Below are 12,218 nucleotides of genomic sequence, written 5' to 3' on the forward strand. Positions count from 1 at the left end.
CCCCCTCGCCACCCCCGAGGAACTCGCCACCCAGCTCCGTGACTCCTCCGCGCGCTGGATCGTGACCGTGTCGCCGCTGCTGGACGTCGTGCGCCGTTCTGCCGAACTCGTGGGCGGGATACGGGAGATCTTCGTCAGCGACCGGGCGGCCGACGGGCATCGTTCGGTCCTCGACATGGCCGCGTCGGCCGGTGAAGCCGTCCCCCCGCCGGACGTTGACATCGACCCCGGCGAGGACATCGCGGCCCTCCCGTACTCCTCCGGCACCACCGGTCTCCCCAAGGGCGTGATGCTCACGCACCGTTCCATCGCCACCAATCTGGCGCAGCTCGAACCGGTCATGCCGATGGGGCCCGGTGACCGTATCCTCGCCGTTCTTCCCTTTTTTCACATTTACGGGCTCACTGCCCTGATGAACGCTCCGCTGCGCCATGGCGCGACCGTCGTCGTGCTGCCGCGCTTCGACCTCGACCAGTTCCTCGCGGCCATCGAGCGGCACCGCATCAACGGGCTGTACGTCGCCCCGCCCATCGTGCTCGCGCTGGCCAAGCACCCGGCCGTCGCGCGGTACGACCTGTCGTCGCTCGACTACATCCTCAGCGCCGCCGCCCCGCTGGACGCACGGCTGGCCGCCGCCTGTTCGGCCCGGCTGAACCTGCCGCCCGTACGGCAGGCGTACGGGCTGACGGAACTGTCGCCCGGCACCCATGTCGTACCGCTCTCCGCCGACAGCCCGCCGCCCGGTACGGTCGGCAAGCTCCTGCCCAGCACCGAGCTGCGCATCGTCTCCCTCGACGACCCGGATCTCGACACGGGGCCCGGCACCGAGGGCGAGATCCTGATGCGCGGCCCGCAGGTCATGAAGGGCTATCTCGGCCGGCCCGAGGCGACCGCCGAGATGATCGACGCGGACGGCTGGGTGCACACCGGCGATGTGGGCACGGTCGACGCCGACGGCTGGCTCTACGTCGTGGACCGGGTCAAGGAACTCATCAAGTACAAGGGCTACCAGGTCGCCCCGGCCGATCTGGAGGCCGTGCTCCTGACGCACGAGTCGATCGCGGACGCGGCGGTGATCGGTGTGTACGACACCGAAGGCAACGAGGTGCCCAAGGCGTATGTCGTGCGGCGGCCGGGTACGGAGGCGCTCACCGAGGGTGATGTGATGGCCTATGTCGCCGAGCGGGTCGCGCCGTACAAGAAGGTCCGCCGGGTGGAGTTCATCGGAAGCGTGCCCCGTGCCGCGTCCGGCAAGATCCTCAGACGCGAACTGAGGGACCGCGAGGAGAGGAACCGCGAGTTGCGCGAGCTCGGGGCGCAGGGGGCTGTGCCGTACGAGCCGTACGGGGCTGATCCGTACGGGGCCGAAACGCACGGAGCCGATCCGCAGGGCGCTGTGCCGCAGGGCTCTGCGGATCCTCCGGGTTCCGCGTCGTACGGGCCGCAGGCCCCGGTGCCGTACGACCAGCCGTCGTACGGTCCCGAGGCGCCGGGCCCGCGGGGGCGCGACACGTGGTCCAGGGAGAGGGAGAACAGGTGACGGACCGCACCAAGGACCACATGACGGACCATCACACGGAGGGTCACACGAGCCGTCACGCGAGCCACCGCACAAGCCATCACACGAGACCGGTCATCACCGCGCACGAGCGGGGCATCACCACGCTGACCCTGGACTCCCCGGCGAACCGGAACGCCCTGTCCGCGCGGCTCGTCGCCGCGCTCGGGGACGCCCTCACAGCCTGCGGCACCGACCCCTCCGTACGGGCCGTGGTGCTCACGCACACCGGTACCACCTTCAGTTCGGGCGCCGACCTCAAGGAACCGGCGAGCCCGTACGCCTTCGTCGCCCTGATGCGGCAGATCGTGGAACTGCCCAAGCCGGTCGTGGCGCGCGTCAGCGGCCATGTGCGGGCCGGCGGGCTCGGGCTGCTCGGCGCGTGCGACATCGCGATCGCGGACCGTACCTCCGACTTCGCGTTCACCGAGGTACGGATCGGCGTCGCGCCCGCGGTGATCTCGCTGCCGCTGCTGCCCCGCGTGGAACCGCGTGCGGCGGCCCGCTACTGCCTCACCGGCGAACGCTTCGACGCCGGGCGCGCGGCCGAGGCCGGGCTGATCACCGAGGCGGCCGAGGACGTGGACGAGGCGCTCGCGCCCGTACTGGACGGCCTGCGCAGGGCGTCCCCGCAGGGTCTCGCCGAGTCCAAGAAGCTGCTGACGGTCGGGGTGCTGGAGGCCTTCGACCAGTACGCGGAGGATCTGGTACAGCGGTCCGCCTCGCTCTTCGTGACGGCGGAGGCGCGCGAGGGCATCACGGCGTTCATGGAACGGCGGGACGCGGCGTGGGTGCGGTAGGGCGGGTACGAGGGGGGTCGACGGCGTCGGCGGGGTCCGCCGCAGCCGGGTCCGCCGGGGCGCCCGGGTCCGCCGCGGCGGGGTCGCCCGGGGCGGCAGGCTTGCCTCGGTCTACCGCGTCCAGCGGGGCCGCCGTGTCCGCCGTGCCGAAGCAGGGCCGAGGGCGTGCCACCCGCAGGCGGCTGTTGGAGGCCGCGGTGGCCTGTCTTGCCGAGTACGGGTGGGGCGGCTCCACGGTCTCGGTCGTCGCCGAGCGCGCCGGGGTCTCGCGGGGCGCGGCCCAGCACCACTTCCCGACCCGCGAGGACCTGTTCACCGCGGCGGTCGAGTACGTGGCGGAGGAACGGTCCTCCGCGCTGCGCGCCCTCGTCCCGGCCGGGCCAGGGCACCGGCGCGAGGCGGTCGAGGGCATCGTGGCGCTCTATACGGGACCGCTGTTCCGTGCGGCCCTGCACCTGTGGGTCGCGGCCGGCGACGAGGACCAGCTACGCCCCCGGGTCACCGAACTGGAGGCGCGAGTCGGCCGCGAGGCCCACCGCATCGCGGTGGAACTGCTCGCGGCCGACGAATCCGTTCCGGGCGTACGCGAAACGGTCCAGGGGCTGCTGGACATGGCACGGGGGCTGGGGCTGGCGACGCTGCTGACGGACGACAGCCGCCGGCGGGAGCGGGTGGTGAGCCAGTGGTCCCGGATCCTGGACGGGGTTCTGCCTTGAGGCCCTTGAGGCCCTTCAGGCCATGGCCGTTTGCCGGGCCCGTCCGGGTGCCGGTTCGTCCTCGATCGCCGGACGGGCCGGGTTTACCGCACGGCCTGCTCAGCCCTGTCCGGCGATCGAGGACACGATCGCCACAAAACCATCAGCTCGCCGTTTCGCCGAAGCCCTCGATCTCGCGCGGGTCACGCGTGCCCGGGCCGATGTAACGGGCCGACGGGCGGACCAGGCGGCCCGTGCGCTTCTGTTCCAGGATGTGCGCCGACCAGCCCGCCGTACGCGCGCAGGTGAACATCGACGTGAACATGTGCGCCGGCACCTCCGCGAAGTCCAGCACGATCGCCGCCCAGAACTCCACGTTCGTCGCCAGCACCCGGTCGGGCCTGCGCGCGTGCAGCTCCTCCAGCGCGGCCTTCTCCAGCGCCTCGGCCACCTCGAACCGCGGCGCCGCCAGGTCCCGCGCCGTACGCCGCAGCACCCGCGCCCGCGGGTCCTCGGCCCGGTAGACCCGGTGGCCGAAGCCCATCAGCCGCTCGCCGTTGTCCAGGGCGCGCTTCACATACGCGGTGGCGTCGCCCGTACGCTCGATCTCCTCGATCATCCCGAGCACCCGCGAGGGCGCCCCGCCGTGCAGCGGCCCCGACATCGCGCCGACAGCGCCGGACAGCGCCGCCGCCACATCGGCGCCGGTGGAGGCGATGACCCGGGCGGTGAACGTCGACGCGTTCATGCCGTGCTCCGCGGCCGAGGTCCAGTACGCGTCGACGGCCTTCACATGGCGGGGGTCGGGCTCACCGCGCCAGCGGATCATGAAGCGCTCCACGACCGTGCGCGCCTTGTCGATCTCCCGTTGCGGCACCATCGGCAGCCCCTGTCCGCGCGCCGACTGCGCGACGTACGAGAGCGCCATCACGGCGGCGCGCGCCAGATCGTCACGGGCCGTCCGCTCATCGATGTCGAGCAGCGGCTTCAGCCCCCACACCGGCGCGAGCATCGCCAGCGCGGACTGCACATCGACCCGGATGTCCCCGGAGTGCACCGGGATGGGGAAGGGCTCGGCGGGCGGCAGACCGGGATCGAACGCCCCGTCGACCAGCAGGCCCCACACATTGCCGAAGGAGACCTGCCCGACCAGGTCCTCGATGTCGACGCCCCGGTAGCGGAGCGAACCGCCTTCCTTGTCCGGTTCGGCGATCTCCGTCTCGAACGCGACGACTCCTTCGAGGCCAGGTACGAAGGAGGTGGCGAGGTCGGACATGAGCGGCTCCTCATGAAGAGTGCGACGGATGGTCACCCCGGGTGGATGCCTCCGTACTGCGGCGGTCCGGAAGGCAGGAACGACAGCCTCCGGTGTTCGAAGGCCACAGTGCCTCACTCGAAGATTTTGGCGAGTTCCTCCGATGCGGGGAAGCGTGATAACCGGCACACTGCCAGACTTCGCCCCCGAAGGATTGGCGGCACTCAGTGCCGGGAAAACTCGGCCCTACAGCAGTGGTGCCACGGCAGCGGGGGCGCTACGGCAGGATGGCCCCGTGCTTCACGAGAATCGGGATCCCGCCACGGGCCCTGTCACGGACCCCGCCGCCATGCGCGAGCAGTACCGCACCACGCCGCTGCTGGAAGCGGACCTCGCCGCCGCGCCGATGGAACAGTTCGACCGCTGGTTCATCGCCGCCGCGGCCTCGGACCTGCATGAGCCGAACGCGATGGTGGTGTCCACGGCGACCCCCGACGGCCGCCCGTCCTCGCGACTGGTGCTGCTGAAACGGTACGACGAGCGCGGCTTCGTCTTCTTCACCAACTACACCTCGCGCAAGGGCCACGAGATCGACGCGAACCCGCACGTCTCGCTGCTCTTCCCCTGGCACCCGGTGGCCCGCCAGATCATCGTGACGGGCACGGCGGCCCGTACCGGCCGCGACGAGACGGCCGCGTACTTCCGCACCCGCCCCCACGGCTCCCAGCTCGGCGCCTGGGCCAGCGACCAGTCGTCCCCGATCGGCTCCCGCGAGGCCCTGCTCGACCGCTACGAAGCCCTGGCGGCCCGCTACCCGGACGACGAACAGGTCCCGGTGCCCCCGCAGTGGGGCGGCTACCGCGTCACCCCGGAGACGGTCGAATTCTGGCAGGGCCACGAAAACCGCCTCCACGACCGCCTCCGCTACATCCGCGAGGGCACGGCCTGGCGCATAGAACGCCTCTGCCCGTAGCCGCAGGCCCAGGCCCAGGCCCAGGGCCAGGGCCCGCAGGACACCGGCGGCCCCGCGAGGCGCGCAAGGCACCGGAAAACGCAGAAACCCGCGGGCTCGGGTTCCTCCGGAGAGGAGCCGGCCGGACGTACCGGCGAGCCCGCGGGTCGGTGACTGCTTGGGATTTCGGCCTTCGACCGGCCGAGTACTGCGGAGAGTACGACGACGGGCCGTTAGCCCGCAGCCACCTCACTTGTCCGGACTGAAACCATTTTCCGGATCACCTCCTTTCGGTGTGCGCCACACGTTAGGCGCCTCGGCGGCACGACTCAAGGGAATTACGGAGACCTTGACGCGCCCGCCCCGCACCCCCGCACGCGTCCGGTGGTGCGACGATCGCGTACCGGGCGGAGAATTGTGCGAAGCAACGATTTCGGGGAACCTTGTGTGTGCTGGGTCACGTTCGGGTTGAATGGCGGTGCGTGCGTCAGCACAGGCGGAGACGCCCTGCAGGGGGTGCCAGGATGAGTGCTTCTCGGAGTGAGACCACCGACGCGCGAGGGCCCGATGGGCCGGAGCCCGATCCCGAGGCGAAGGCCGGGGCGGTGGCCGCGGACGAGGCGGAGCGGGATGCGGCGGGGTCGGACCTGCTCGCCGCGCTGCTGGACGGGATGGACGCGGCGCTGTGCGCGTTCGACGCGCACGGTGTGATCACCCACTGGAACCGCGAGGCCGAGCGGATACTGGGCTGGTCGGCCGAGGAGGCCGTGGGGCGCCAGGGGTTCGCCGGGTGGGCCGTGCGCAGCGCCGACGCGGATGACGTACAGGCTCGGCTGATGGCCGTCATGGACACGCCGGGGCGCCAGGTCGACGAGTTCGCGCTGCTGCGCAAGGACGGCGGGCGGGTGCTGATCCGTACCCAGTCGGCCGGGATGCGCGGGTCGGACGGCAAGCCCGTCGGGGTGTACAGCGCGTTCAGCGAGGTCCATGAGCAGATCGATCTGGAACGGTCCATCGCGCTCAGCGAGGCGCTCTTCGACGACGCGTCCTGGGGTGTCGTCCTTGTCGATGTCGATCTGCGGCCCACGGTCGTCAACAGCTACGCGGCGCGTGCGCTCGGTTCCGGGCGTACGGCGGTGCTGGGGCGGCCCCTGGGCGAGCTGGTCATCCAGGGCGTCGAGGAGCTGGAGGCCGCGCTCCACCATGTGCTGGCCGAGGGCGCGCCGAAGTCGCCCACCGAGCTGTGGGTGACGGTCCGTACGCCCGAGGGCGACCGGCGGCGCTGCTGGCGCAGCGGTTTTCTGCGGCTGGCCTCGCCGCTGGCGGAGGAGCCGGTGCCGCTGGGCGTGGGCTGGATGTTCCAGGACTCGACGGACGCCAAGCGGGCCGCGCAGGAGGCGGACCGGCTGCGGTTCCGGTCCAGTCAGCTCCACCGGGCGGGGCGGGCGGCGGTGGAGTGCGAGGACCCGATGGAGGCGGCGACGGTCTATCTGGACTTCGCGCTGGCGGGCTTCGCCGATCACGCGCTGATCGATCTGGTGGTGGGGGAGCCGTACGCCGGTTCGTTCTCGTCGGCGCCGGACGTGCCCGTACGGCTGGTACGGGCGGTGGCGACCCCCGCGGGCGGCGGTTCCGGGCCGAGTACGCAGGTGGCGGCGGGCGGGATACCGGTGCGGTACGCGGTCGGGCATCCGGCGCTCCAGGCGATGGACCGTACGGGCTCGGTCCGCGCGAGCGCGCCCGCGGGTGCCGCTCCTTCGCCGACCTGGGCGACCTCGCGGCAGTGGCCGGCGGACGCCGTGCACGCGCTGTGCACGGTGCTGCGCAGCCGGGGGCGGTCGCTGGGCGTGGTGACGTTTCTGCGGGGCGCGAGCCGGGCCGCGTTCGAGCGTCCGGACGCGGTGTACGCGGAGGATGTGACGGTCCGGGTGGCGGCGTCCCTGGACCTCTCCCGGGCGTTGCCGGACACCCCCTAGGCCTGAGCCGGCGAGGCCTGAGCCGGCTGGCCGGGAAGCGCGTGCCCGCCACCGGGGCGCGCTCCGGGCGGGCCGGGACGCGCCGGAGAGCGCCGGGCCGGGCGGGCACTGTCGTACGACGCCCGCCCTGCGCGGGCCTTGCCCGTACGACGGCTGCCCCTCGTCCGGGCTCTGTCGTACGCGGTGACCTCGCGCGTGCCCCGGCGTACGACGGCTGAACGTGCCGTCGCGCGGGCGGGCCCCGGATGCGCCGGGCGGTTGGGACGCGCCGCCCGGCGCCTCGTACAGGCTGCTCCGTACTCGTACAGCCCTGGTGCAAGCTCCGTACCGCCGGTGTCGGGCCTGTCAGGCCGTGGTCGGCGGGTTCATCCTCACCGGTTCCGTCTCCGCGTCGTTGTGCCGCAGCGCCCAGTTCTCCAGGGCGATCCGGCACGCGTGGTCGACATGGTGGAGCCCGGACAGGTCCAGTTCGATCGGGCGGTCCTTGGGCAGCGCCTCCAACTGCTCCATGGTCTTGGGCAGCCGCAGGAACGTGGCGTTGCCGGTGATCGACACCACCATCCGCCCACCGGTGAGTTCGCGTACGTCGAGATGGAGATGCGAGATCTCCCACGCCGTTTTGATCACCGCGAGCAGCAGCCCCAGGATCACGCCCTCGAAGAGATTCGTGACCAGGATCGCCACCGCCGTGATCGCGAGGATCACCGCCTCGCCGCGGTGCTCGCGCCACAGCGGCACCATGTCCTTCACCGGCACCAGCTTGCAGCCGGCGTGTACGAGGACGGCCGCGAGCGCCGCAAGCGGGATCACGCCGATCGCCGCGGGCAGCAGCGCCGCGAACAGCAGCAGCCACAGGCCGTGCAGGATCCGGGAGAGCGGAGTGCGCGCCCCCGCCTGCACATTGGCCGCGCTCCGTACGATGACCGCGGTCATCGGCAGCGCGCCGAGCGCCCCGCAGACCGTGTTGCCCACGCCCTGTGCCATCAGCTCCTTGTTGTAGTCGGTGCGCGGACCGTCGTGCATACGGTCGATCGCGGCGGCGCTGAACAGGCTCTCCGCCGACGCGATCAGGGTGAAGGCGAGGACGGTGCCGATCGCGGCCACACCCGCGAGCTGCCCGAAGTCCTCGGTGCCGGGCGGCCGTATGGACTCCAGCAGGCCCTGGACCTCCACCTTGGCGAGCGGAAGGTCCAGCAGCAGGGTCACCCCGGTGGCCAGGGCGACCGCGGCGAGCGGGCCGGGGACGACCCGGGCCCGGGCGGGCAGTCTGGGCCAGACGATCAGTACGGCGACGGTCCCCGCCCCGACGAGGAACGCGACCAGCGCCGTACCGTCCGTGATGATGTCCAGGGCCAGCCCGGGCAGTCCGGCGAGCTTGCCGAGCCCGCCGGAGGGCTGTGCCGTGTCGGCCATCGCGTACACCTGGCCCAGGACCAGTACGAGACCGATCCCGGCCAGCATCCCCTGGACCACCGCGACCGAGATGGCCCGGAACCAGCGGCCGAAACCGAGGGCCCCGAGGGCGAGTTGCAGCAGTCCGGACACCAGGACGATGGCGCCGAGGGCGCCGAGGCCGAAGTCCGTGACCGCTTCGTACACGAGGACGGTCAGGCCGGCCGCCGGGCCGCTGACCTGGAGCGAGCTGCCGGGCAGGAAGCCCACGACCAGACCGCCGACGATGCCGGTGACCAGGCCGAGTTCGGCCGGCACACCGGAGGCGACCGCCACTCCCACACAGAGCGGCAGCGCGACGAGAAAGACGACGAGGGACGCGAGTATGTCGCGCCTCAGGACACGTTGGTCCTTCAATTGGGACAACTGGGAGAACATGAGGGGCGTTCCTAGAGGGTGCGGTCCGCGCGCACGAGCGGACGAATGGGGAGTGGGGTCGTACTGAGGCGGACGAGACGTCGGATGTGCTCGTCCGGGCCGAGGCCGCCGTGTCACAGCGGTCTGAACTCCCCGCCCAGGTCGGGCCGGTGGACGCTGATCGCGCCCGTGTCCACTTCGTAGTACCAGGCGTGCAGGGAGAGCCGTCCCTCGGCGTTGCGCTCCCGTACGGCGGGATAGCCGCGCAGGGTGGCGAGCTGGGCCGCGGCGTGGTGGCGCACCGCGTGCGCGAGGCCCTTGGCGGCCGGCAGCGACGGGACGCCTTGGTCGAGCCAGCCGCGGACGGTGGGAACGGCGGACAGGTCCTCGCCGCGGACGAGCGCGCCCACGGCTCCGCAGTGGGAGTGACCGCAGACGACGATGTCGCGGACGCCGAGCACACGCAGCGCGTACTCGATGGTGGCGGCCTCGCCGCTGGGCCGCTCCACGTCGTACCGCGGGACGATATTGCCCGCCGTGCGCAGCTCGAACAGCTCACCGGGACGTGCGCCGGTGATGAGGGACGGGATGACTCGGGAGTCCGAGCAGGTGATGAAGAGCGCTTGCGGCCGCTGTCCGGCCGCGAGTTCGCGGAACTCCTCGTGGCGCTCGGCCACTTGGACGGAGAAGGTTCGGGCGTGGTCGATGAGTGACTTCATGATGGCCTGCCTCCTGCGCGGCGGACGTGCCGGGGCGCGGTGTGGTCGGGTCAGTGGGGGGCGAAATGGGGGTGCGTCACGGGCCGTCGGGCGGGCGTCACCCCTGCCGGGTCGCGGCAGTCGGGGGTGGCCGTCGGACGGCCTGCGTGGGTCGGCCGGGAAAACCGGTCAGAGGACGGGCGATTCGGGCCGGACGGTGGACTCGCGGTCCAGTCGGATTCTCATGGCTCGCCTTTCCTCCGTGCTTTCCGTGGTGCGTGGTTCATGGTGCGTGGTGTGCCGGCCCGCGGTGTATGTGCCGACACCTCGTCAGCTCCGATGATGCAACACCGCAGGTTCTCCTACTTTGCACGAACATTACCTTCTCGTGAAAGATCAGAAATCCGCCAACCGGGCCTTTGGTGACGCAAATTCGCGGGTCGCGGGTACGGGAACGGCCGGGGCCTGCGGGGGGAGGTTCCCGCAGGCCTCGGCCATTTGTTCTAGTCGTTCGACTGATCAGCCGCTCCGGCACCCGTCGTTGCTTTGGCTACTTCGGTGCGGTCGCCGTTCGAACGGGGCGTCCGTTCAGTGACGGTAGAAGATACGGTCGGAGTACTCCGTCATTACACGGCGATTCCAGTCGGCCCCACCGTCCACATTGGCGGACCGCAGCAGCGGGGGCTCGATGCCCCGGTGGACGAGTTCCTCCGCGGCCGCGGCCATCATCGCCTGCATCAGCGCGCTGGTGACGACGGTGGAGGCGGGGGCGAAGGGCGCCTCGATGCCGGGGGCGGTCAGTTCGGCGTCACCGACCGCGATCTTGTTGTCGAGGACGATGTCGCAGTGGTCCTTGAGGAAGCTCCCCAGGGGATTACGGGCGGTCGTCTCCGTCGCATAGGCCACGGACGTCACACCGATCACCTTCAGCCCCAGGGCCCGGGCATGGGCCGCCATCTCGACGGGCAGGGAGTTGCGCCCTGAGAGGGAGATGATCACCAGCACGTCCCCGGCCTCGGCGGGGCTCGAATCGAGTACGGCGGTGGCCAGACCGTCGACCCGCTCCAGCGCGGAACCGAGCGTGGCGGGCATGACGTCGACACCGACCGCGCCGGGTACGGGCAGCAGATTGGCCAGCGCGAAACCGCCCGCCCGGTAGACGATGTCCTGCGCGGCGAGCGAGGAGTGCCCGGCGCCGAAGGCGAAGATCCGGCCGCCGGCGGCGACGGTGTCGGCGATCGCGGTGCCGGCCGCGGCGACGGCGGCGGACTCCTCGTCCCGTACGCGGCGGAGCAGCCCGATCGCGGCGTCGAAGAACTGACCGGACAGCTTGCTCTCGCTCATCGGGGAGGCCCTCCCAGGCGTGGGGGTTTGCGGGGGTGCTTGGAGTTCCGGGCGGTGTTCCCGGAAGCGGGTGATGTCTGTGTCGCGGATCACGTTGAGGTCTGGACCATTACTCTGTCAATACGGCTGCCCGCCGTGCGTGACCGCCGTCCGTCCTTCATACGGCCGCGCCGCCTCGGCTTTACTTCCGCGCGGCACGGTTGTCGGTGGTATGCGTCAGAATTGCATTCAGGGCCAGCGCACGATTTATCGAGGGGCACGTATGTCCGGACTGATCGACACGACGGAGATGTACCTCCGCACCATCCTGGAGCTGGAAGAGGAAGGTGTGGTCCCGATGCGCGCCCGGATCGCCGAGCGGCTCGACCAGAGCGGGCCGACGGTGAGCCAGACCGTGGCCCGGATGGAGCGGGACGGGCTGGTGCAGGTCGCGGGCGACCGGCATCTTGAGCTGACCGAGGAGGGGCGCCGGCTGGCGACCCGTGTGATGCGCAAGCACAGGCTCGCCGAGTGTCTTCTGGTCGACGTGATCGGCCTGGAGTGGGAGCAGGTGCACGCGGAGGCGTGCCGCTGGGAGCATGTGATGAGCGAGGCGGTGGAGCGGCGCGTGCTGGAGCTGCTCCGGCACCCGACGGAGTCGCCGTACGGGAATCCGATCCCGGGCCTGGAGGAGCTGGGCGAGAAGACCGAGGCGGATCCGTTCCTCGACGCGGGGATGGTGAGCCTGGCGGAGCTGGACCCGGGCGCCGAGGGCAAGACGGTCGTGGTGCGGCGGATCGGCGAGCCGATCCAGACGGACGCCCAGCTCATGTACACACTGCGGCGCGCCGGGGTGCAGCCGGGGTCCGTGGTGAGTGTGACGGAGTCGCCCGCCGGGGTGCTGGTGGGCAGCAGCGGTGAGGCGGCGGAGCTCCAGACCGAGGTGGCGTCGCACGTCTTCGTCGCGAAGCGCTGAACCGGGCGCGAAGGGCTGACCGGGCACGAAGCGCCAACCGGGCGCGGGCGATGCCGGACGGAGTGCCGGTGCACGGTCGGTCCGTGTTGAGCGGGGGGTGGCCGGGCGTGGGCGTCGGCGGTAAGTACGTAGTACGGGTGCGGGCGTTGGGGGGCGTGCGGGGAGCATTCGAGGGC

Annotated in this window: 10 protein-coding genes; 6 read left to right on the forward strand and 4 right to left on the reverse strand. The window is 71.4% G+C overall.

The features are described 5' to 3' along the window. From WH07_RS15525 to WH07_RS15535, 3 genes are all read left to right on the forward strand, one after another. On the forward strand, positions 1-1,540 hold a 1,540-nt coding region (locus WH07_RS15525; RefSeq protein ID WP_232788908.1), incomplete at its 5' end, for an AMP-binding protein. After that, on the forward strand, positions 1,537-2,358 hold the full coding sequence (locus tag WH07_RS15530; protein WP_232788909.1) for an enoyl-CoA hydratase family protein: 822 nt from the start codon (positions 1,537-1,539) through the stop codon (positions 2,356-2,358). The genes WH07_RS15525 and WH07_RS15530, both read left to right, overlap by 4 nt. A gap of 134 nt (positions 2,359-2,492) precedes the next feature. Then, positions 2,493-3,074 carry a TetR/AcrR family transcriptional regulator gene (locus WH07_RS15535; protein ID WP_106409582.1) on the forward strand — a complete coding sequence of 194 codons (582 nt, stop codon included), beginning with the start codon at positions 2,493-2,495 and terminating at the stop codon, positions 3,072-3,074. A gap of 142 nt (positions 3,075-3,216) precedes the next feature. On the opposite strand, the gene WH07_RS15540 is transcribed toward WH07_RS15535, so the two are convergent. After that, positions 3,217-4,329, reverse strand: coding sequence for a citrate synthase 2 (locus WH07_RS15540; RefSeq protein ID WP_046500482.1), 1,113 nt, complete (start codon positions 4,327-4,329; stop codon positions 3,217-3,219). Positions 4,330-4,657: 328 nt separating this feature from the next. Here WH07_RS15540 and pdxH point away from each other — a divergent pair, with 328 nt between their 5' ends. Both pdxH and WH07_RS15550 read left to right on the forward strand, forming a co-directional pair. Continuing rightward, positions 4,658-5,281 carry a pyridoxamine 5'-phosphate oxidase gene (gene pdxH / locus WH07_RS15545; protein WP_046500490.1) on the forward strand — a complete coding sequence of 208 codons (624 nt, stop codon included), beginning with the start codon at positions 4,658-4,660 and terminating at the stop codon, positions 5,279-5,281. 503 nt (positions 5,282-5,784) lie between these two features. After that, positions 5,785-7,236, forward strand: coding sequence for a PAS domain-containing protein (locus tag WH07_RS15550; protein WP_046500483.1), 1,452 nt, complete (start codon positions 5,785-5,787; stop codon positions 7,234-7,236). 345 nt (positions 7,237-7,581) lie between these two features. Here the strand turns inward: WH07_RS15550 and WH07_RS15555 are convergent, their stop codons facing one another. From WH07_RS15555 to WH07_RS15565, 3 genes are all read right to left on the reverse strand, one after another. After that, positions 7,582-9,066 (reverse strand): SulP family inorganic anion transporter, encoded by a 1,485-nt coding sequence (locus WH07_RS15555; protein WP_046500484.1) that lies wholly within the window; start codon positions 9,064-9,066, stop codon positions 7,582-7,584. Between the two features lie 113 nt (positions 9,067-9,179). After that, complete coding sequence (locus WH07_RS15560) at positions 9,180-9,764, reverse strand: carbonic anhydrase (protein ID WP_046500485.1); 585 nt, start codon at positions 9,762-9,764, stop codon at positions 9,180-9,182. Positions 9,765-10,331: 567 nt separating this feature from the next. Continuing rightward, positions 10,332-11,087, reverse strand: a complete 756-nt coding sequence (locus WH07_RS15565; RefSeq protein ID WP_046500486.1) for an SIS domain-containing protein — start codon at positions 11,085-11,087, stop codon at positions 10,332-10,334. A 262-nt stretch (positions 11,088-11,349) separates the two neighbouring features. On the opposite strand from WH07_RS15565, the gene WH07_RS15570 reads away from it, so the two are divergent. Next, a complete protein-coding gene (locus WH07_RS15570) occupies positions 11,350-12,042 on the forward strand; it encodes a metal-dependent transcriptional regulator (RefSeq protein ID WP_046500487.1) in 693 nt (230 codons plus the stop codon). Positions 12,043-12,218: the final 176 nt, after the last annotated feature.

The organism is Streptomyces odonnellii, assembly GCF_000981895.1.
Classification (GTDB): Bacteria; Actinomycetota; Actinomycetes; order Streptomycetales; family Streptomycetaceae; genus Streptomyces; species Streptomyces odonnellii.

Excerpts from the sequence above, each read along its gene's own strand:
- WH07_RS15565 (WP_046500486.1), bottom strand. The coding sequence starts at position 11,087 with ATGAGCGAGAGCAAGCTGTCCGGTCAGTTCTTCGACGCCGCGATCGGG.
- pdxH (WP_046500490.1), top strand. The coding sequence starts at position 4,658 with ATGCGCGAGCAGTACCGCACCACGCCGCTGCTGGAAGCGGACCTCGCC.
- WH07_RS15555 (WP_046500484.1), bottom strand. The coding sequence starts at position 9,066 with ATGTTCTCCCAGTTGTCCCAATTGAAGGACCAACGTGTCCTGAGGCGC.
- WH07_RS15550 (WP_046500483.1), top strand. The coding sequence starts at position 5,785 with ATGAGTGCTTCTCGGAGTGAGACCACCGACGCGCGAGGGCCCGATGGG.
- WH07_RS15540 (WP_046500482.1), bottom strand. The coding sequence starts at position 4,329 with ATGTCCGACCTCGCCACCTCCTTCGTACCTGGCCTCGAAGGAGTCGTC.
- WH07_RS15570 (WP_046500487.1), top strand. The coding sequence starts at position 11,350 with ATGTCCGGACTGATCGACACGACGGAGATGTACCTCCGCACCATCCTG.
- WH07_RS15560 (WP_046500485.1), bottom strand. The coding sequence starts at position 9,764 with ATGAAGTCACTCATCGACCACGCCCGAACCTTCTCCGTCCAAGTGGCC.